This is a genomic window from Citrobacter sp. Cpa228 (genome assembly GCF_030333085.1).
Lineage (GTDB): Bacteria > Pseudomonadota > Gammaproteobacteria > Enterobacterales > Enterobacteriaceae > Citrobacter > Citrobacter pasteurii.
The window spans coordinates 457,345-477,227 of the sequence record NZ_JAOWGQ010000055.1 but is presented as its reverse complement, the minus strand read 5'-3'; the positions used below and the strand labels follow the sequence as shown (position 1 = coordinate 477,227).

23 protein-coding genes and 6 pseudogenes are annotated in these 19,883 nt (G+C 45.3%); 15 read left to right on the top strand and 14 right to left on the bottom strand.

Annotated features, from left to right (window positions below; all coding sequences use genetic code 11):
• Positions 1-3 precede the first annotated feature (3 nt).
• Positions 4-1,716 carry a D-lactate dehydrogenase gene (gene dld, locus OGX91_RS20775; RefSeq protein ID WP_005129187.1) on the top strand — a complete coding sequence of 571 codons (1,713 nt, stop codon included), beginning with the start codon at positions 4-6 and terminating at the stop codon, positions 1,714-1,716.
• Positions 1,717-1,780: 64 nt separating this feature from the next.
• Here the strand turns inward: dld and pbpG are convergent, their stop codons facing one another.
• Both pbpG and OGX91_RS20765 read right to left on the bottom strand, forming a co-directional pair.
• A complete protein-coding gene (gene pbpG / locus OGX91_RS20770; RefSeq protein WP_005129188.1) occupies positions 1,781-2,728 on the bottom strand; it encodes a D-alanyl-D-alanine endopeptidase in 948 nt (315 codons plus the stop codon).
• Between the two features lie 179 nt (positions 2,729-2,907).
• Positions 2,908-3,495 carry a Yip1 family protein gene (locus tag OGX91_RS20765; RefSeq protein ID WP_005129189.1) on the bottom strand — a complete coding sequence of 196 codons (588 nt, stop codon included), beginning with the start codon at positions 3,493-3,495 and terminating at the stop codon, positions 2,908-2,910.
• 162 nt (positions 3,496-3,657) lie between these two features.
• Here OGX91_RS20765 and OGX91_RS20760 point away from each other — a divergent pair, with 162 nt between their 5' ends.
• Entirely contained in the window at positions 3,658-4,233 is a 576-nt protein-coding gene (locus tag OGX91_RS20760; RefSeq protein ID WP_005129190.1) for a DedA family protein, read from the top strand.
• A gap of 30 nt (positions 4,234-4,263) precedes the next feature.
• On the opposite strand, the gene mdtQ is transcribed toward OGX91_RS20760, so the two are convergent.
• From mdtQ to relB, 3 genes are all read right to left on the bottom strand, one after another.
• Positions 4,264-5,703 (bottom strand): multidrug resistance outer membrane protein MdtQ, encoded by a 1,440-nt coding sequence (gene mdtQ / locus OGX91_RS20755; RefSeq protein ID WP_005129191.1) that lies wholly within the window; start codon positions 5,701-5,703, stop codon positions 4,264-4,266.
• Between the two features lie 147 nt (positions 5,704-5,850).
• Positions 5,851-6,138 carry a type II toxin-antitoxin system mRNA interferase RelE gene (relE, locus tag OGX91_RS20750; protein ID WP_191226007.1) on the bottom strand — a complete coding sequence of 96 codons (288 nt, stop codon included), beginning with the start codon at positions 6,136-6,138 and terminating at the stop codon, positions 5,851-5,853.
• A complete protein-coding gene (gene relB, locus OGX91_RS20745; RefSeq protein ID WP_000534858.1) occupies positions 6,138-6,377 on the bottom strand; it encodes a type II toxin-antitoxin system antitoxin RelB in 240 nt (79 codons plus the stop codon). Before relB ends, relE begins: the two co-directional genes overlap by 1 nt.
• A gap of 24 nt (positions 6,378-6,401) precedes the next feature.
• Between relB and OGX91_RS20740 the strand changes: the two are divergent.
• Positions 6,402-6,515 (top strand): annotated as a pseudogene (locus OGX91_RS20740) (hypothetical protein); the annotation flags it as partial.
• 99 nt (positions 6,516-6,614) lie between these two features.
• On the opposite strand, the gene OGX91_RS20735 reads toward OGX91_RS20740, so the two are convergent.
• Both OGX91_RS20735 and OGX91_RS20730 read right to left on the bottom strand, forming a co-directional pair.
• Positions 6,615-7,028, bottom strand: coding sequence for an NUDIX hydrolase (locus OGX91_RS20735; protein ID WP_071359878.1), 414 nt, complete (start codon positions 7,026-7,028; stop codon positions 6,615-6,617).
• Positions 7,021-7,608, bottom strand: a complete 588-nt coding sequence (locus tag OGX91_RS20730) for an LOG family protein (protein ID WP_071359879.1) — start codon at positions 7,606-7,608, stop codon at positions 7,021-7,023. Before OGX91_RS20730 ends, OGX91_RS20735 begins: the two co-directional genes overlap by 8 nt.
• A gap of 177 nt (positions 7,609-7,785) precedes the next feature.
• On the opposite strand from OGX91_RS20730, the pseudogene OGX91_RS20725 reads away from it, so the two are divergent.
• From OGX91_RS20725 to OGX91_RS20705, 6 genes and pseudogenes are all read left to right on the top strand, one after another.
• Positions 7,786-7,983 (top strand): annotated as a pseudogene (locus tag OGX91_RS20725) (hypothetical protein); the annotation flags it as partial.
• An 11-nt stretch (positions 7,984-7,994) separates the two neighbouring features.
• Positions 7,995-8,303, top strand: a pseudogene (locus tag OGX91_RS20720) (integrase core domain-containing protein); the annotation flags it as partial.
• A gap of 15 nt (positions 8,304-8,318) precedes the next feature.
• Complete coding sequence (locus tag OGX91_RS20715; protein WP_224299678.1) at positions 8,319-8,519, top strand: RepB family plasmid replication initiator protein; 201 nt, start codon at positions 8,319-8,321, stop codon at positions 8,517-8,519.
• 73 nt (positions 8,520-8,592) lie between these two features.
• The gene (locus tag OGX91_RS24110) at positions 8,593-8,733 is read left to right on the top strand and encodes a hypothetical protein (RefSeq protein ID WP_327641910.1); all 141 of its coding nucleotides are present in this window, start codon (positions 8,593-8,595) and stop codon (positions 8,731-8,733) included.
• A 294-nt stretch (positions 8,734-9,027) separates the two neighbouring features.
• Positions 9,028-9,321: a hypothetical protein gene (locus OGX91_RS20710; RefSeq protein ID WP_224299677.1), complete on the top strand. Its 294-nt coding sequence runs from the start codon at positions 9,028-9,030 to the stop codon at positions 9,319-9,321.
• 315 nt (positions 9,322-9,636) lie between these two features.
• Positions 9,637-10,080 (top strand): N-acetyltransferase, encoded by a 444-nt coding sequence (locus OGX91_RS20705; RefSeq protein WP_071359955.1) that lies wholly within the window; start codon positions 9,637-9,639, stop codon positions 10,078-10,080.
• Between the two features lie 265 nt (positions 10,081-10,345).
• Here the strand turns inward: OGX91_RS20705 and OGX91_RS20700 are convergent, their stop codons facing one another.
• The gene (locus tag OGX91_RS20700) at positions 10,346-10,540 is read right to left on the bottom strand and encodes a carboxymuconolactone decarboxylase family protein (protein ID WP_227653126.1); all 195 of its coding nucleotides are present in this window, start codon (positions 10,538-10,540) and stop codon (positions 10,346-10,348) included.
• Positions 10,541-10,558: 18 nt separating this feature from the next.
• Between OGX91_RS20700 and OGX91_RS20695 the strand changes: the two are divergent.
• A pseudogene (locus OGX91_RS20695) lies at positions 10,559-10,795 on the top strand (DDE-type integrase/transposase/recombinase); the annotation flags it as partial.
• 450 nt (positions 10,796-11,245) lie between these two features.
• Here the strand turns inward: OGX91_RS20695 and OGX91_RS20690 are convergent.
• Both OGX91_RS20690 and OGX91_RS20685 read right to left on the bottom strand, forming a co-directional pair.
• Positions 11,246-11,830, bottom strand: coding sequence for a tetratricopeptide repeat protein (locus tag OGX91_RS20690; protein ID WP_137473369.1), 585 nt, complete (start codon positions 11,828-11,830; stop codon positions 11,246-11,248).
• Positions 11,831-11,835: 5 nt separating this feature from the next.
• Positions 11,836-12,369, bottom strand: a complete 534-nt coding sequence (locus OGX91_RS20685; protein WP_015059152.1) for a hypothetical protein — start codon at positions 12,367-12,369, stop codon at positions 11,836-11,838.
• Positions 12,370-12,747: 378 nt separating this feature from the next.
• Here OGX91_RS20685 and OGX91_RS24105 point away from each other — a divergent pair, with 378 nt between their 5' ends.
• From OGX91_RS24105 to OGX91_RS20660, 4 genes and pseudogenes are all read left to right on the top strand, one after another.
• Positions 12,748-13,455, top strand: coding sequence for a toll/interleukin-1 receptor domain-containing protein (locus OGX91_RS24105; RefSeq protein ID WP_137473368.1), 708 nt, complete (start codon positions 12,748-12,750; stop codon positions 13,453-13,455).
• Between the two features lie 259 nt (positions 13,456-13,714).
• Positions 13,715-13,864: pseudogene (locus OGX91_RS20670) on the top strand (ISNCY family transposase); the annotation flags it as partial.
• Between the two features lie 98 nt (positions 13,865-13,962).
• Positions 13,963-14,238, top strand: coding sequence for an ECs_2282 family putative zinc-binding protein (locus OGX91_RS20665; protein ID WP_137473367.1), 276 nt, complete (start codon positions 13,963-13,965; stop codon positions 14,236-14,238).
• Positions 14,238-14,717: a hypothetical protein gene (locus OGX91_RS20660; protein ID WP_137473366.1), complete on the top strand. Its 480-nt coding sequence runs from the start codon at positions 14,238-14,240 to the stop codon at positions 14,715-14,717. The genes OGX91_RS20665 and OGX91_RS20660 overlap by 1 nt, the downstream gene beginning before the upstream one ends.
• 91 nt (positions 14,718-14,808) lie before the next feature.
• Here the strand turns inward: OGX91_RS20660 and OGX91_RS20655 are convergent, their stop codons facing one another.
• The 3 genes from OGX91_RS20655 to OGX91_RS20645 all read right to left on the bottom strand — a co-directional run bounded on the left by OGX91_RS20655 (position 14,809) and on the right by OGX91_RS20645 (position 18,349).
• Positions 14,809-15,726 carry an S-4TM family putative pore-forming effector gene (locus OGX91_RS20655; protein ID WP_286627243.1) on the bottom strand — a complete coding sequence of 306 codons (918 nt, stop codon included), beginning with the start codon at positions 15,724-15,726 and terminating at the stop codon, positions 14,809-14,811.
• A gap of 3 nt (positions 15,727-15,729) precedes the next feature.
• Positions 15,730-16,728: a nucleotidyltransferase family protein gene (locus OGX91_RS20650; protein ID WP_137473365.1), complete on the bottom strand. Its 999-nt coding sequence runs from the start codon at positions 16,726-16,728 to the stop codon at positions 15,730-15,732.
• A gap of 280 nt (positions 16,729-17,008) precedes the next feature.
• The gene (locus OGX91_RS20645) at positions 17,009-18,349 is read right to left on the bottom strand and encodes an IS1202-like element ISEsa1 family transposase (RefSeq protein ID WP_044373794.1); all 1,341 of its coding nucleotides are present in this window, start codon (positions 18,347-18,349) and stop codon (positions 17,009-17,011) included.
• Positions 18,350-18,515: 166 nt separating this feature from the next.
• Between OGX91_RS20645 and OGX91_RS20640 the strand changes: the two are divergent.
• A pseudogene (locus OGX91_RS20640) lies at positions 18,516-18,764 on the top strand (SAM-dependent methyltransferase); the annotation flags it as partial.
• A gap of 96 nt (positions 18,765-18,860) precedes the next feature.
• On the opposite strand, the gene dusC reads toward OGX91_RS20640, so the two are convergent.
• Entirely contained in the window at positions 18,861-19,805 is a 945-nt protein-coding gene (dusC, locus tag OGX91_RS20635) for a tRNA dihydrouridine(16) synthase DusC (RefSeq protein WP_199946878.1), read from the bottom strand.
• Between the last annotated feature and the right edge of the window lie 78 nt (positions 19,806-19,883).

Here is a 19,883-nt window from a genome sequence, read left to right as displayed (position 1 = left end):
AGAATGTCTTCCATTACAACAACTGATAATAAAGCGTTTCTGACTGAATTGACCCGACTGGTCGGCCATTCACACCTGCTCACCGAAGCGGCCAAAACTGCCCGTTATCGTAAAGGCTTTCGCTCGGGTCAGGGCGATGCGCTCGCCGTCGTTTTCCCTGGCTCGCTATTAGAACTGTGGCGTGTCCTCAACGCCTGCGTCTCGGCTGACAAAATAATTCTGATGCAAGCCGCCAATACCGGTCTGACCGAAGGCTCCACGCCTAGCGGCAATGATTACGATCGCGACATCGTCATCATCAGCACCCTGCGCCTCGATAAGCTGCACGTCATCGGCAACGGTGAACAGGTGCTGGCTTATCCCGGTACGACACTTTATTCGCTGGAAAAGGCGCTCAAACCTTTTGGCCGTGAACCGCATTCGGTGATCGGCTCTTCCTGTATCGGTGCTTCCGTGATCGGCGGTATCTGCAACAACTCTGGCGGCTCGCTGGTACAACGCGGTCCGGCATACACAGAAATGTCGCTGTTTGCGCGTATTGACGAACAAGGTAAATTGCAGTTGGTCAACCATCTGGGTATCGAGCTGGGTCAGACACCAGAGCAGATCCTGAGCAAACTTGATGACGAGCAGATCAAAGATGATGATGTCCAGCACGATGGGCGTCATGCACACGATCATGATTACATCACCCGCGTCAGAGATATTGAGGCCGATACGCCGGCACGCTATAACGCAGACCCTGAGCGTCTGTTTGAATCTTCTGGTTGCGCCGGAAAGCTTGCAGTGTTCGCCGTGCGCCTGGATACCTTTGAAGCAGAGAAAAACCAGCAGGTCTTTTATATCGGTACCAACCAGCCAGAAGTGCTGACGGAAATCCGTCGTCATATTCTGGCCAAATTTGAACATCTGCCGGTCGCGGGTGAATATATGCACCGCGATATCTATGACATCGCCGAAACCTATGGCAAAGATACGTTTCTGATGATCGACAAACTCGGCACTGACAAAATGCCGTTTTTCTTTACGCTGAAAGGCCGCACCGATGCGATGCTGGAAAAAGTGAAAATTTTCCGCCCGCACTTTACCGACCGGGCAATGCAGAAGTTCGGCCATTTATTCCCCAGCCATTTACCGGCACGGATGAAAAGCTGGCGTGATAAATACGAACATCATCTGCTGTTAAAAATGGCCGGTGGCGGCGTAGCAGAAGCACAGAGCTGGCTGACTGAGTTTTTCAAAACCGCCGAAGGTGATTTCTTTGCCTGTACGCCGGAAGAAGGTAGCAAGGCATTTTTGCACCGCTTCGCAGCGGCGGGCGCGGCCATTCGATATCAGGCCGTCCATGCGGATGAAGTGGAAGATATTCTGGCGCTGGATATTGCGCTGCGTCGTAACGATACCGAATGGTATGAGCACCTGCCGCCGGAAATAGACAGCAAGCTGGTGCACAAACTCTATTACGGCCACTTTATGTGCTATGTCTTCCATCAGGATTACATCGTGAAGAAAGGTGTGGATGCTCACGAACTGAAAGAGCAAATGCTGGTGTTACTGCGTGAGCGCGGGGCACAATACCCTGCAGAACATAACGTGGGGCATCTGTATAAAGCACCAGAAACATTGACGCGTTTTTATCGCGAGAACGACCCGACCAACAGTATGAATCCAGGTATTGGTAAAACCAGTAAGCAGAAGTACTGGAAAGAATCGTAGGCCCGATAAGCGTAAGCGCCATCGGGCACGTTGCCGGGGGCGCTTCGCTTGCCCGGCCTACGGTTTAATCGTTTTGCGCCGTTTGCTCGCCCGTCGCTGTACCTGCCGCCGCCATCTGTGCGGCTTTTTGCTTTTTATAGCTCAGCGCCGCGGCCGGAACAGGCATCACCTTGCCGGTTTCGATCCAGGTGCGTAAACGACTGGCATCAGCAAAGTGGGTATATTTGCCAAAGGCATCCATGACCACCAGCGCTACCGGCTTGTTATTAATGACCGTACGCATCACCAGGCAGTGACCAGCGGCATTAGTAAACCCAGTTTTGGTGAGCTGAATGTTCCAGTTATCGCGGTATACCAGATGGTTGGTGTTACGGAACGGCAACGTATAAGCCGGATTAGCAAAGGTCGCCATGTCTTCACGCGTCGTACTCAACTGACCAATCAGCGGATACTGCTTGCTGGCAATCAGCAGTTTAGTTAAATCACGCGCCGTCGAGACGTTATGAATCGATAACCCGGTCGGTTCCACAAAGCGCGTCTGGGTCATTCCCAACGACTTCGCCTTCGCATTCATCGCTTTGATAAATGCGTTATAACCGCCCGGATAGTGGTGCGCCAGGCTTGCCGCTGCGCGGTTTTCTGAGGACATCAGCGCCAGTAGCAGCATATTCTTACGACTGATCTCACTGTTCAGACGCACACGAGAGTAGATGCCTTTCATTTCCGGCGTCTGGCTGATATCAACTCTCAGTTTTTCATCCAGCGGCAGTCGTGCATCAAGCACCACCATCGCCGTCATTAATTTGGTAATCGACGCAATCGGACGCACGAGGTCCGGGTGGTTCGAATAGATAACTTTGTTGGTATTCAGATCAACAATCATCGCACTACCAGAAGCAATCTCAGGTTGAGATGCCGCTGCAGTAGTCGCCGTTTTCGCTACGGCTTGGGGTGCAAAAGGAACGGCCAGCACCAGGGCAAGACTTAATAATGAAACTCGGAATTTCAGCATGATGAGGTTTCTGATAATGGTTCACGCACGTCACAACGCACACCGCCTGAAATAAGGATTATCTCAGGCTAGCTCTGGCATCATAGCGATCCGGCAGGTTTGCCGCTACAGAAGAATCATCTCGAAATGCTGCGTTGCTGGCTTTTACGCCAACAACGCGGCACAGACAGGTTGTACACCTAGAACAATCGGTACCCGTAGCCCCACAGGATCACCGTAATCGCCAGCAGAACCTCCAGCACCAGCACGCCAATCGCCAGCGTTGAACTGGAAAAGCTCAGCCCTTCTTCTTTAGTGATATTCAGGAACGTTGGAATACCGAGATAGAGTAAATAGCCGGTGTAAAACAGCGCGATGGTTCCCACGAGCGCACACAGCCAGACCAGCGGATACAGCGCCACCAGCCCGCTTAAAAACAGCGGCGTGGCAACATATCCGGCAAAGACCATACAATGTGCCAGCGACGGGCGTCGCGAGTAATTACGCGCCATCCACCAGATAACTCTGCCCATGATAGCCACACCTGCCAGCATCACGCCGTAAAACAGAATTGCCATCGCAAATCCGGTAAACAGGGATAACTTCAGTATATTGCCGTCGCCAAAATTCCAGCCAATTTGCGTGGTGCCAATAAACGCACAAATCACCGGGATTGCCGCCATCAGCAGTACATGGTGGGTATAGTGATGCGAAACACTTTCGTTTTCGCTGTTGATCACGTGCATTTCACGATCGGGATGGGAAAACAGCCCCCAGACATGGTTCATACCGCCCCCTTCTTGTCAGCTCCGGACCTCAACACTTCAAGTATAATTCAGCTTTTGATTATTTTATGTACACATGAAAAATACCGATACGCTGAGTTGCTGCTTTTCCGGCATGAACAATTCACTGGGTGTATGCTATGGAGCGTGGAGGTCATACAACGTATGGATATAACGCATTATGTTGAGCAATACGGCTATGCGGCGCTGATTATTGGCAGCCTTGCCGAAGGCGAAACCATTACCTTGCTAGGCGGTGTTGCTGCGCACCAGGGAATTCTTAAATTTCCGCTGGTGGTGCTCTCCGTCGCATTGGGTGGGATGATTGGCGATCAATTACTCTTTTTACTTGGGCGTCGTTATGGCGGCAAAATCTTACGTCGTTTCTCGCGTCATCGGGCAAAAATCCACTACGCGCAGAAGATGATCCAACGGCGTCCCTACCTGTTTGTGGTCGGCACGCGCTTTATGTACGGTTTTCGCGTCATTGGCCCGTTGCTGATTGGGGCCAGCCACCTGCCACCGAAGATTTTCATCCCACTGAATATCCTGGGGGCGTTTGTCTGGGCATTGCTGTTTACCACGCTCGGCTATGTGGGCGGTGAAGTGATTGCCCCATGGTTGCATAGCCTCGACCAGCATATTAAACATGCGGTGTGGTTGGTTCTGGTTATCGGCGTTGTGGTGGCTGCCCGCTGGTGGATGAAACAGCGAAGTAAACGCAAAGAACATGCAAATTGACCCGACAGAGACTTCTGCCGGGTCAGACTATCAGGAGGCGCGGTAACCGCCGCCCAGTGCGCTGGTCAGCTGTATAGAAGCATCCAGCCACTGTCCCTGTAGAACCAGACCATTAAGCTGTTCGCGTAACGCCGGAATTTTGGCCTCGCTAACCCGGGAACCCGCAATGATACCGGCGCTATATCGTGCCTGCGCAAGCCCCACAACGCGCTGTGCGTCATGTTCAATTTGCTGCTGATGCTGGTTCTTCTGCGCCAGCGTTTCTACCTGTGATGCCGCACGAGCAACGTCATTCACCGCATCGACCACTGTCTTGTTGTAATTTGCCACCGTCAGGTTGCTCTGCGCTTTCGTGATATCGAGATTCGCATTCAGTCTGCCGCTATCAAAAATAGGCAGTGTCAGCCCAGCCGTCACCCCCATCTGCTGCGCGGAATGGCGGAATAAATCACTCAGATGCAGCGCATCCTGCTGTAAAAACGCCATCAGGTTAACGTCCGGATAGAATGCCGCTTTTGCCGCATCAATGCTGCTCAGCGATGACTCGATGTACCAGTGTGCGGCCTGTAAATCAGGGCGGCGGGCCAGCAGCGAATAACCAAGCTGGGACGGTAGCTGGCTTTCTACCGCTGGTAGCGTCGTCGCTTTAAGCTTCATGACGGAAGATTGCGAGTTGGTCAGTGCGCTCAGCCGCGCCTCTATCACCTTCATTTTGCCGCTGACATCGTTCAGCTGCTGCTCCGTTCTACTGGAGTCAATATCCGTTTCAACACCTTCGACAGAAGAGGTAATCCCGTTTTGATACAGTTGACGATCGACGGTGATGACGTTCTGTTGCTCGGTTTTAATCTGCGTCAGAACGGTTTTAAGCGCCGCCTGCGTCTGCCACTCCCAGTACAGACGCGATACGCCGCTCGCCAGTAACTGGCGAGTTTGCTCACGTTCAGCCTCACGCGCTTTCACCTCACCAATACGCGCCGCCACTTCAGCCCGGTTTTTACCCCACAGATCCAGGTTCCAGCCTGCGGTTAAACCAAAGGTTCCATTGGTGTACCACGGCCCGGTCGTGCCTGCCGCAGGATCGGTAATGGCAAACGGTCCCATTAAACCTTCTGCCGACATTCTTTGACGTTCAACGTCTGCGGAAAAATCAACTTCTGGACCATCCTGCGCCTCAACCGCTTTAGCCTGCGCTTCTGCCAGTTGAATGCGCTGTTCTGCTACCTGCATGTCTGGAGAATTCTTGAGGGTGCTGTCAATCAACGCATTCAGCTGTGGATCGTGATACGCCTTCCACCATTGGCTATCCGGCCAACCATTTTTTAATGCCGCAGGCAACGCGGAATCAACGTTCACAGTGGGCGTCTGCTGTGACAGCGATTGACGATTGTCATGCATGGGTGCACAACCAACCATCAAAATAAGCAGCGGCAAACATGCCGTTGCAACAAGAACAGAATTACGATTCATGGGAATATACAGGTTAGAAAAGATGCACAGAGAGTACGACTTACCACATTCTCTTTTTTAGTTACGCGTGGCAATACATCTTTTGAAATTGTCAACGCAAAGCAGAAGTGTCACCTTCGGTGCGAAACAGAGATGTCATGCTTTGGTTCAGAGAATGCGTTTGACCGCCTCGCTATATACTTCCGAGCGTTCTCTTTTCCCAACAGAAATCACGAAAACGATAACTTTCTCGTCTATAACCTGGTATACAAGGCGATAGCCTGAAGACCGGAGCTTAATCTTGTAACAATCAGGCATACCACGGAGCTTGTTTGCTTCAATCCGGGGTGACTCAAGTACTTCAACCAGCTTCTTTTTCAACTGTTCACGTACCGTCGAGCCCAGCTTTCGCCATTCCTTTAGTGCCCGCTCGTCAAAATCCAGAAAATACGCCATCAGAGTTCATCCAGCGTCACACGTACTGGCTTAGGATTACGAAGTCGTTCTTTCACTATCTCCACAAGTTCAGCATCTTCATCACTCAGGAGTGTCTGTTTGAACGGCAAGCGTTCATTGTCAGCGATATACTCGAGCATGAGACGAAGCGCTTCAGAAGGAGTTACGCCCATTTTTTCAAGCGCGGCGTAAGAACGCGCTTTAAGTTCATCGTCAATACGTAGGTTAATGCTACCCATGTCTTACACCCCTTGTAATTACAAATGTCATTACAAGTATCGCACTACAACATGCTTAGGGCAAGTCACGAAGTAAGTCAGAAAGTAGTCGTAAGAACGGTGATCACTGTCCGCTTTGTGCCAATAGCGGAAGTATCTAACATCAGGTAGGGTTCATTGATGAGGGACTTTTATAATAATATAGCCACCTTCCAGACGATGGTAGAGATGGCTATCTGAAACCGGGCAACAGATTGACTACGGTGTCGATGGCCAGACGTGTGGGACAATTTTGTTTAACGTTAGCGGTGCCAGTTGACTGGACGAGATATTGGAAGGAGATAACCAGAGAATTTCCTCAATTTCAGCAGCAGGCTTCACATCCTGAATGTGCCTTTCCATGCTGAACATGCAGGCATGAAGCAGATGTCCGGGTTCGTTAGCAGCGCTATCTGTGAATTCGCCAAGCGGGATAAGCTCTTCTTGTGATAGTTCAAGATTAAGCTCTTCCCTGAGTTCCCGAATCAGTGCTGAGCGAGCGTTTTCTCCTGGCTCAATTTTCCCTCCGGGTTGCATAAAATACACGGTGCCTCTCTTCCTGACCAGAAGCAATCGCCCTTTGTCATCTCTCATGACAGCAGCAGCAATATGAATCGTTTTTTGCTCAAGCATAGCGATTTCCGTTCCACGTTGTCCATTTTGAAGCAGGTGGTGTATAGGTTTTAAAATAATCGATAATATCGTGCAAATTCTCAGAAAAAAGAAGCATATCGGCATAATCCTGTTTCATAAAACCTTCACTTACCATCTGATGTACCATCACTCTTAGAGGATTGTAAAAGTGATTAACGTTCAGAAACGCACAAGGTTTATCATGTATTCCTAATTGGGCCCAAGTCCACTGTTCAAATATCTCCTCAGCAGTTCCTGCACCACCGGGTAATGCGATAAAACAGGATGCTAATTCTGCCATCACAGATTTTCTCTGGTGCATATTATCCACCACCTGCAACTCGGACAACCCGGTGTGGGCAATTTCACGTTCCAGTAAGGATTTTGGAATAACACCCGTTACATGACCACCATATGCGAGAGCTGAGTCGGCTATGGCACCCATTAAACCAACGCGCCCGCCACCATAAACGATATTTATACTCTGTTCAGCTAAACATCTACCAACATGACGAGCAGCCTCCATGTACGCCGGTGTACAGCCTTCAGAAGAACCACAGAATATACCCACGGTGTGCATATTTTCTCCTCAAAAAAATAAACAAATCCCCGTGATGGGAGATTCAGGGAGGCACATCTTAACATGTCCCCCGCGGGAAAGTGGATAAATGCTATTCTTCAGTAAAACAAGGCAAATGATTTGAAGACCAAACGACTGCTCTTCGCTCACAGCGGACCTCCAACCCAGTGACCCTGCGATCGCATCAAAGCCTCGGCCTATGCCTGGAGCCATTCGGCGGCCCCGATGCTGGCAGGCACACTGGTCACCGCCGTCGGATTCATGCCCAACGGTTTTGCCCAGTCCACAGCCGGCGAATATACCAGCAAAATGTTCTGGATTGTCGGTATCGCCCTGATTGCTTCCTGGATTGTGGCGGTGGTGTTTACGCCTTATCCACTGAAAATGAGAATGGACCTGAACTTGTTTCAATTACTCTGGCGCAATGGGCTGAAGAGCATGGCGTGATGCTGGAATTTATCAAACCGGGTAAACCAACACAGAACGCGTTTATAGAACGATTTAACCGAACGTATCGGACTGAAATACTGGATTTTTATCTGTTCAGAACATTGAATGAAGTCAGGGGAATCACGGAACGCTGGCTCATGGAATACAACAGTGAGCGGCCTCATGAATCCCTGAATAATCTGACGCCGGAAGAATATCGGCTGATGACTGAGAAACCGGAAATCTCAAAAAGTGTGTGGAACTAAAGCTGGGATACTCACATGCGAGATCCTTTAGTTAAAGGTTTTGAAATTTTCCAGTGGACTAACTATGCGAAAATTTCCAGTGAAAAATTAGAATTGATTTTCAGTGAAGAATTTTTACCGTATTTGTTTCAGTTAAAGAAATTTATCAAATATAACCTTGAGCATGTCAAAGCCTTTGAAAAAATTATTCCATGCGAATTTATGAGTGGCTCCTAAAAGAATTAACACAGAAAAAACCATAAAGCCAATATTGAAATCAGCCTTGATGAATTTAAGTTCATACTGATGATTGAAAAAAAAACACCCAGAATTTAAAAGGCTTAACCAATGGGTTCTAAAACCAATAGCCAAAGATCTGTATATCTACAGCAATATGAAACTAGCGATTAAAAAACGTGGTCGACCTACTAACACACTGATACTTCAGTAGAAATTGATAAACAAATTGATCTAGTAACAGAGTTAGCTAAAGACCAGATACCAACACTAGGAAAAACGACCAAATCAGTCAAACTATCACCTGCTCACCATCTATATGAAGGACTAAAAATAACATTACACGATGCCTTAACAGCAAAAATTCAACTTACCAGCTTTGAAGCTAAATTTCTGAGTGACATGCAGAGCAAATATGATCTAAACGGCTCGTTCTCATGGCTCACTCAAAAACAACATATTACGCTAGAGAAAATTTTAGCTAAATACGGACGGATCTGAGGTACTCATGGCACAGGTATCAATTAGTGAAGCGGCGAGACTAACGGGAAAAAGTCGCAGGACAATACAACGTTATGTCGCGACAGGAAAGCTATCATTATCACATAATGACACAACAGAAAAAAACATTGATATATCAGAACTTATAAGAGTTTTTGGTGAAATAAATAAAGAAGAGGTCACACCCAACAACACACCAAAGATAGTGACGATGTCACATTGTATCACCCATGATAATGACAGTTCAAAATTAGAAAATGAGTTACTGAAAAAAGAAATTGAGTTTTTAAAGAAAAGATGATAAGATAAAATCGCTCATGTCGATAGTTTAAAAAATGCCATGTTGTTAATCGAATCAAAACTACCAACCACACCTGAACCCGTTGCACCAGTGCCAGCCAAAAAATCATGGCAATTCTGGAAGAAATAGCTGATTGGTTTCATTTTTTCTCTGAAACTAAAATCGCCATTTTGATAACAAATGAGCAACACAGAAATGGGGCTTTTTACGGTAGGAAGATAGGGGGTTTTGAGTGATTGAAGGCGTTTTTTTGATTGAGTTCCTAAACGTTGGGTCGCTTAAAGCACGATTATGTTAATTTTAGAGTTAAACATTATGAGTTCAATAGAAATTAGACAGGCGAATATTCATGACTTTAGTAAGTTAACAGATATCTGGTTTAATGCATCAGTTAAAGCTCATGATTTTATTCCAGAAATATATTGGGAATATAATAAAGCACAAATGCAAGATATCTATCTTCCAATGTCAGAAGTTTACCTTGTAGAAAATGTAAATAATATTTATGGATTTATTGCTTTAGTCGAAAATACGATAGCTGCAATTTTCGTATCACCTGAACAGCAAGGTAAAGGGATAGGTAAATTACTAATTAATCATGCGAAGGGAATTAGAGATAACTTAGAATTAAATGTATATCAACAAAATACGAACAGCGTCAGGTTTTATAAGTCTGTTGGTTTTAAAGTTGTAGAAGAAACCTTAGATGAAGAAACTGAATCAAAAGAATTTCTAATGCGATGGGATAGGATTTTTTGAAACCTATTTAACATAAAAGGGATATGGATGGAAAATCTGGCGCCTAACTGCAGTGGACCTTTATTATATCAAAGACCATTTAGATGGCCTTTGATATTAGTAGTAATGACTAAACAATCTCAATATATTGATTTATCAAAATTTACGGCTTAACAATATAGCGACTTGTGATAGAGATACGATTAAAAGTACCCATGATAGTAGATAGCCATTCTATTGCTGCTATTTGTATATCATCCCAATGATGAGTAGCTTCTTTATAAATTTAATCTGGGACGTGTCCTTTATTTATTAAATTTACAGCCTCAGCTAAAGCTAACGCTGATTTTTCTTTTTCTGAGAAATATTCAGCCTCCTGCCATGCGGCCACTAAGGCTATTTTATCGGTACTGATATTGCATTTAGCAACATCTTGAGTGTGAAGGCGAACACAGAATGCACAACCATTAATCTCAGAAATTCGAAGAGGCTCGCTGAACTAGCATCTCAGACTGGATACCGAAAACGACGCTATTACGGTGGCGGAAAGCCTTCTTTTGCCAGTCCAAATTACCTTGAACGCCAGTTCATTGTCCCAACCCCAAATACGCATTGGGTGAGTGACATGACTTATATAAGGACGCATGATGGCTGGCTGTATCTGGCTGTTGTTCTCGATCTCTTCTCACGCAGGGTTATCGGCTGGAGCATGGGCGGACGAATGAACGCTGATGTGCCTTATGGTTCGATAGGTATCAGAAGACTTTGCCTTGCTCATGAAACTACCATCAAAAGAGGAGTGACGGCTTTTTAGTTCGCTGACGGTAATAGCGCACCCACTAAGTGAGAATGAAAATAACAGGCTTGCCAGGGTAACGTATTTCTCTTTTAACTCCATCATCCAGGTAGATGACCTCCGCCGGGGCGGATCAACTTTGTGTTTTCTTTCAGTCGGACTTGTGATTTGGGAAGTCAATCGTAACCATCAGCCCACCTTCTGCCGATGTACTGAGGATTTGACCTGCTCCCCGTTAATTAATACATCGTGATGTTAGTAATGCCTTAACCAGTTGTGAGAACAATTGCGAACTTCCGCTCTTCGCTCTTAGCGGACATTAGCATAGGCTATTTACCATAACGCCGCATTATGCGCAGACATAAAAAAGCCCGCAGGGCGGGCTTGATGCTATGGCATTGTTCTTGCGAGTCGAAACCAATACTGTGCCATCGTTTCGTCTTGCTCGACTCCCCACCCATGCTTATACATCTCACCAAGAGATGCCTGAGCCCCTGCATGATCTTGCTCAGCAGCCCGAATAAACCAATGGAAAGCCTGCCTGTCACTTTGCTTAACGCCCATACCGAGATGATACATCCAGCCAAGTTTAAATTGCGCACTACTATAGCCTTGCTTCGCGGCACAGAGAAACCATTCAACTGCAAGCCCATCATTTCTTAAATCAGAGAAAGCATACAGCCTTCCTAGATGAAACTGAGCCTCTGCATGACCTTGCAGAGCGGCCTTCTGATACCATTCAGACGCTTTTTGGACATGTTTATATCCACCTAACCCCAAATGATATACCCACCCAAGATTAAACTGGGCATCATCATGGCCTTGCTCCGCTGCAAGCTGAAACCAGTATATAGCCAGCTTATAATCCTGATGAACACCCAGCCCGCATGAGAATATCTTCCCCAAATAAAATCTAGCCTGACTATCTCCAGCAGTAGCCTGTGGTAACCAATGCTCAACAGAGAATGATTCCATAAAGGTCACCCCTTAATAGTGATCTGAATGTCATCCTCATTGACGCCAAAATGAAGTGCTAGACCAGCCTTAGCTTCTTTCAGGCTTAAAGGTCTATCGCTGACATCAACTTCTTCATACTCATCGTATTCGTCACCACTAGTCTGTTTTATTCCAGATACAATATGACCAACAGGTTTAAAATCGAGAGTATCAAGATCTATCCCCATATCCTCAAGGTTTCGGTAAGAAACCGGATTCCGGTTTCCATCCCATTGGTCAGGGATATCAATCTCAGCATAAGAATCAATGTTGATTATCCAACGCTTCTTGGGATGGTCTGGAATCCTGCTAATCCCAGAAATACGGCCAATCATAAAAGCATGGTGATGCTTTGCCTCCTGGGTTCCCCAATCAATCTTCGAGTTCTGAACGCAAACAACATACGAACATTTTCCTGCATGGGTTGCATTGAGTCTCCAGGCTTTGCTTCCACCTGTTTTTAAAATCTCAGTAATTCCACGAGCAGTAAGAACAGTAACACACTTAGTACCTGGCATTTGAACCACCTATAACATATTGAAAATCTAGGTTTAGATAATTTACGCTTTAATTAATATCAGTATATTGCGGAGATATCAAGTAAAAACACAAATGCCAATCAATTTTCTACATCAAGTACTACTGAAAGTGCTATTTATAAAGAAGGTTTTGTCATGCTTAATGGATTCAGATGGGTTATGCCATACGGAGATAAAGGATGATCTATACATGGATAGTTATTGCAGAATGGTATTTACCATAACGTCCCTTAGCAGTGTGATGGAGTGCAAACTTCTGAAAACACGCCAGTTGGTTTTATAACCAAGAACCCTCATTACTGTTCTGCTCTTACTATCACAGCAGATATATTCCAGAATAATAAGGGGAACCCGAGTATGGCAAGATGTACAGCTCCTGTACGTGGACACAGCTCATCAGCAGCAGCGGCTGCCTGTCCAGCATGTCGCAATCGTGGTAGCTATAGTCGTGGTAGCTACGGTTATGATAGTTATTCTTCTTACCCCTCTTCGGGCAATAGCGGCGGCGGAAGCTATGGCAGGAGTGGCGGCGGTTCCAGCAGTAGTACGAAGCCTCGCTGGTCAAAATCAAGTTCTTCAGTATCTTATACGACTGCCCAAGTACAATCACTCACGCCGATTCGACAAGTGGTTGAGAAACTTGCCGCTGAACAGCCAGATTTGCGTGACGTGTTTCTTTGCCATGCCTGGGATGACAGACAAGGCATAGCCAAAGAACTACATGATTTACTCGAAGCAGCAGGTGTCAAAGTATGGTTCAGTGAAAAGGATCTCGCCCTCGGTGTTCCTATGATGCGTGCCATCGATAAAGGTTTAGCCAATTCACGAATCGGCTTGGTATTGGTAACCCCTGCATTGCTGAGTCGCCTGCCTAAAGAAGGCGTTGCTGATAAAGAACTTTCAGCATTATTGGCTGGTAACCAGCTCGTTCCTATCGTGCATAACACAACGTATGAAGCACTTCGTAACGTCAGTCCTTTACTCGCATCCCGAAGTGGTCTGGATACAGGAGAGGATACGCTGGCAGTTGTTGCCACAAAAATCGCAGAACTGATTACTGTTTAGTAATCGCTCACAATTATTACCTTGTTCTGGTGATGAGCCTTCCCGCAGACGGCCCGCCCCCAGTATAAACAAATGTACTATGCGTTTTGGTGATGCAAATACCTGTCCTACTTGCGGCAAGTAACGCAGGAAGATAGTAGGTTCGCATAATGACGTTATGCTAAATAGGCCGCTGCGGGAGGGATTTTCGCAGCAGCCTTTTCAACATATGGACATTTCTAATGAGCCAGTGATTAGACATTTTCACTGAGCTTTGACATCTCAGGCTCTCCCTGCCGGAGATGGCCCCTGGCGGCGGAAAAGAAAACCAACTGAGAATAAATCCCAACGTTCACTTAACGGCGACGATATGCTCGATGCGTTGAAGACATTACAGTCACGTTCTGAGGAAATCTTCGGTACAAGGTAATAGCTTCAGTGTTATGATAAGTAAGGATAAATTAAGTACCCCCCAATTTTTAAGTCCATAGCATTCCTAAAAATGGCAAATAAGAAAGGTGGAAATATATGAAATTGAATCCTGAGAAATACAATAGAAAAATTACTCTATTATGCCCTGTATGCGGAGGGTCAGAAATGGAGCATACCGAAGAGTTGGAGGACGTCAAATGCGTAGGATGCGGAAAAGAATTCACTAACGATGAGTTAATCCAAGAGAATGGCGTAAGTATTGATGCGCATGTTAATGAAGTAAAAGAAGAGTTGTCGAAGGATATACAGAAGCAGTTTAACGACATACTGAAGAAAGCATTTAAGGGAAGTAAAAATATAAGGATAAAATAATGACGACAAGTGACGTCATCGCTTTAGGTGCGCTTGCAGTATCAATCTACACCATCATATCATCCGAGATTAGATCAAGGAAAAATGAAAGAGAACAAAAGGTTATCAAAGATGAGCAAGATAGGTTACGTAAGTTGCTTCTGGAAAAAGAAACAAAGTCAGCCATCAATGATATGAAGGCTGAGCTTGGTGCTCGCTTGGTAAAAATAGCCAGAAATAATTACAGGTTAAAAGTATTTAACAGAGGCAAAGTTGAAGCTAGGAATATAGAAATTCATTTCCCTGACAATGATGGTGATGAATACCTTGTAATATCTGATGTAGAAGAAAAATTCCCATATGAGATACTGCATCCGCAACACGGAATTGAGATCATTGCGGGGCTAAGTTTCGGTAGTAAAACCAAATACCGGATAAAACTCATATGGGATGATGATTATAAAAAAAGAAATGAAGAAGAGTTTTTCATTTCAATATGAATTTACTCACTCAACAACTTTAAACCAAAAAAGCCGCTGTGGAAGATATTTCCTCAGCGGCCATTTCAACTTTTCTGGTATACGAACATCTCTACTGTGGTAAGATTTTTAAGTTCTCTTCAAAATAATCATCATAAATCGCCTCATTATTCTTTCGCATGAATCTGTGGAGACAATTGGGAACAGGATTAGAGGTCGATCTATGGGCATAAACCTCATCCTGAATCGCTCTTAATTCATGAGATAAGATATCATCGTTTATCATGCCACTTATCTTTATGCTCTGTATTTTTTTCTCAATAAAATCTTTGACGCGAATAATTCGATTGATTGATTTGTTGTTTTCAACGTATAACATTATCACATGTCTAAAGAAAGGAAGCGTGAAAACAATATAAAATAAAAAATCTTCCAGTGAAGATTTAGACCACAAACCATATGCAAGAAGTATCAAAAAGGAAAGTAACATAGTGATAAAGTAGATTTTACTCATAACATCACGTTGTGACTTATCCCAGCCGAAATTTTTCGCATGGCATAATAATGCCATCACGTTTTCATTGGCTTCGTAATCTTTATTTAGATACCAGTTAAGAAACTCATCCTTTTTGTTTCTTTTCTTGTAATACTTTGAAGCCTTAAAAATATCTTCTCTACCAACCCGCTTACCTACTTTTAATTCACTCCATGGAATATGTAAAACATCACAGTCAAACATTTCCTGAATAGTGGCTGCACATTTTTTCATTGAGGAAATCACTGTGGAAAAAATAATTGTGATGACCAATACAATTATACCGTAATAACCGAGGTAAGGAGCTATAGCCAAATGAGGGAACAGCCCCATTTTCTTTATCACTGTAGTAAATATTACTATAGCGACAGATATTACGACACTAAGAAAAAACACTACCCAGTTAACAAATTTAACCTGTGAGTAAGTCCGCCTCATTGCCATTAGTAACTCAATGTTTTTACTATCATTTTGACGCAAAAATATTTGACTCATTTTTCATCCGTATGATGGGAAGTTGACACCAAAAACATCCTGCCATTTATTAATGGAGGCTCTGTGGTTATCTTGGCTTTCGTAATTACGGGCTTCCGTTGCTTTTCCTTGGTCAAGATAACAGCGGATGGATATCTTTAATTTATCATCATCGCTAAGGTTGTTTATATTCCCTTGTATGCCTTTGTGATCGTATACTGGACTAAATATAGCAGAGGCTAAGTAACCTAAAACATTGACAATCTCTAAATCGACCCATTGATAACATTCTGGGCGACCGTTGAAGTAGTTAAGTAACATTGTCTCTAACAAGTAACTACTCATTGAAGGCATAGTAGGACGTTTTTGCCAATATTTTATTACACGAATGACATTTAACATGTTTCCTGAGAGTTTAACATTAAGATCTGTGACTTTTTGCTTGTCAATTCGTGGATCTGTCTTCTTCCAATGACCATTACCATCTGGTATTAAATAATATGTCTTTCCAAATGAGTCTGGAGTAGTAATGAATGCAGGAACTATATCAAAATTCCAGTCATAGGATTTTAGCTTCAGAGTAGCTGCTTCCTGATTTCTTTTTACATCCGCCTTATCATATTGCGGAATTTGATTTAGACTTGAGATAAAACTGTTTATTATTTTTCTAGAGTTAATAAAATTTGTGCCATCATGCTTATAGTATTTTAAGCGAACTGTTCCTTCACGCGCAGTGATTAATATTTTCCCATCACTCTCGATGTATACACAATCATCACCATCGAGACCAAACATAAGATCTATATCATCTAAAGGGCGGATTTTTGTGCGTCTAGCAAAAGAACCAAAACCTGTATGTATATCAGGGTATATTATGGGGAAATAAATATCATTATTTGGAAAAGTGTTCATTCTGCCCAACAACCAATCTCTACTGGCTCTGGCTCGATCAGTCTGAGAGCTATCTAGATTTACTATATTTCGCTGAAACTCGTTAAACGCAGCAGTCACCGTAAGAGCCATAGCATCCCTCTTCTAGCAGCTAAAGGCTAATTTTACCATTAGGTTATAGGCTGTCTCCACATGAATTTACTCCTGCAAACTACTGAGTATTGGAGGACATTTGAACTTTGCCCTACCCCGGACATCTGAACTTAGCCTTGACAGCCCAGACTGACTCAGCGCGTTTCTGGCATATCCCCGGTAAAACAAGTAACAACCCCCCCCGAAAATGAACACCAGAAACGCGACTTAAGAATCTACCCTATGAATGGATATGCACTCAACCGAATCGATCTTGGTTTCAATCTATTTTATCGGGGTCAGGCTTCTTTTTAGGTAACTTCGGGGGCTTAACTTGCTGATGACTTTGCGTTCGGCGCGTAAGCCAGGGATGGTCAGCTTTAGGTTTAACATAGTATTTTGAACGTAAATCAATACGGGCATTATCCACTCGTTCATGGACACTCTTTTCATCATCCAGTGGTATAGGCTCCGGGCCATCAACATACTTTTCCCAGCCCAGCGCTTTCCCGTCATACAGAACGTTAATTTCACCGTCAAAGTTCTCGCATACAGTAACAACCGAATGCCTAAGTCGATATCCCCGGCCCTCACTGCGTACCTGAAACGCACTGCTTTTGTACTGGAAAGTGAGATTTTTAGACAGAACGCGCTTCGCCTGTAGGCTGAAGATATAACCCAGTTCCTCTTCAGAATGGTGCACATCAAGATGAGCATTATCAGTAGTACGAGGCGACGTAGCGAACCGGTTGTTATAGGCTTCAATAAAGGTCGGCAACCATGCATTTGCTGTTTCAATATCACTGATATTCTGAAGCCGCATTTCTTTAACCAGCCTGTCCTGTAGTGTCTGATTGGCGCGCTCTACCCGCCCTTTTGCCTGCGGGCTGTTGGCATGGATTGGCTCGATGCCCAGTGTCTTTATTGCACGAGTGAACTGGGTCAGCTCACCTTCCCGCTCTGGGTTATTTACCCTGAATATACTGTGTCTATCAGAGTAGAGAGCGAGCGGTACGCCATGATCATCAAGGTAACCCCGGAGGGTTTCCATGTAAGCCCGGGTTGTTTCAGCAGGCACAAAACGCAACGCCATCAACGCACTGGTGGCATCATCAATGAAAACGATCAGTGTACATCTGGGGCCTCGATTTTCAAACCAGTCATGAGGTGAGCCATCAATCTGGATCAGTTCACCGTAAGATGGTCGTCGCATGCGGCGTTGATATATACGGGCAATTTTACGACGGCGTTCACGCCATAACCCCTCTTCTATCATCCACTTTCTGAGAGTTTCAACGGATAAAGATAAACCGTGTATCTCGCGCAATTTTTCGCACGCAAACGTAGGTCCAAAATCAGCGTAACGGCCTTTGAGGAGTGAAATTACTGTTGCTCTGAATTCAGTAGAAAAGGAATTATTAGGACGCTTTCCACGTCGGTGGGAAACCAGACCAGAAGGCCCTTCATTTCTATACCTTTGCACCAGACGTTTAACCTGCCGAATAGAAATGCCAATGCGTGCCGCAGCTTGTTCCTGAGTAATATGTCGATTAATTGACTCCTGAATAATCTGAAGTCGGTGGAGTTCCTTATGACTCATCGTAACAGTCTCTTTGATCATGAAAAATCCCCCAGAGAATTGTCTGGGGACATTTTAGAATGGTTCAAAGGGGACATTACAGCTTGGTGTTAACATACATCTTTTGAAATAAAATCACATGATTAAAAATCATATACATAACAAATTGTTCTGTAAAAATAATTCAACTGAGTTATAAAATACCGCGCAGTTTTCCTGGCCGCTTAATCACTATCAGCAGGAAGGCGAGCGCATCAGTAACTGGTTTGCTGAAGGCGTCAAAAAACAACATCGTAAGCTGGCAACCTGGATTAACGCCCTGGTTACCACCGGATTTGAGATTGTTTGTTTGGATTAATGGGGTCTATCGGCTGAACAAATTGCCGCCAACCCGGCGCTGGACGAAGAAAAAGAACGCCCGATGATATTTCTGCTCAGCGTACGTAAGCCTGTGTAATCCTGATGCCTGATGGCGCTGCGCTGATCAGGCCTACGAATTACGCGTCCGTTCCGTAGGCCGGATAAGGCGGGTACGCCGCCATCCGGCAATAAATCAGGCAGCAATTGTGATGGACTGAATCGCGCGTGCAATATCTGGTGAATTATTCAAAGCCCGAATTTCCTGAAACAGTTCTGTCGCTTCAACATATTCTTTACGAAGATAGCCCAGCCACTGTTTGATACGCGCCACATGATACAGCCCGGTATCACCCTGTTTTTCCAGTCGGGTATATTTTTGCAGTAACGTCACGACTTCAGGCCATGGCATACGTGGTTCGTTATATTTCACCACGCGACTCAAATTCGGAATATTAAGCGCACCACGCCCGATCATCACGGCATCGCAGCCGCTGATGGCCATACAGTCCTGTGCGCTTTGCCAGTCCCAGATCTCACCATTCGCGATAATCGGGATATTGAGACGCTGGCGAATCTCACCAATAGCCTGCCAGTTAATGTGCTCGGCCTTATAGCCCTGCTCTTTGGTTCGACCGTGCACCACCAACTCGCTGGCACCAGCCTGCTGGACGGCATCAGCGATTTCGAACTGCCTGTCACTGCTGTCCCAGCCCAGACGCACTTTTACCGTCACCGGTAAATGAGCCGGAACCGCATCACGCATGGCCTTCGCGCCACGGTAAATCAGCTCAGGGTCCTTCAGTAACGTTGCGCCGCCGCCGCTGCCGTTCACCAGCTTCGACGGACAGCCACAGTTTAGATCGACACCATACGAACCCAGCTCAACCGCGCGGGCTGCATTTTCTGCCAGCCACTGCGGATACTGCCCCAGCAGTTGTATACGCACAGGGGTACCAGATGTTGTGCGGCTGGCGTTAAGCAGTTCAGGGCAAATGCGGTGAAAGACTTTTACCGGTAGTAGTTGATCTACCACGCGAACAAATTCGGTGATACAGAGATCATAATCATTCACTTCAGTCAGCAGCTCGCGCACCAGTGAGTCGAGCACGCCTTCCATCGGCGCCAGTAAAACACGCATATTGTTACCCGCAAAAAAGAGAGGCGCTATGGTAACGTCTCTATGCAGGAGATTAAAGCGTCTCAGCGCCGGGCACAG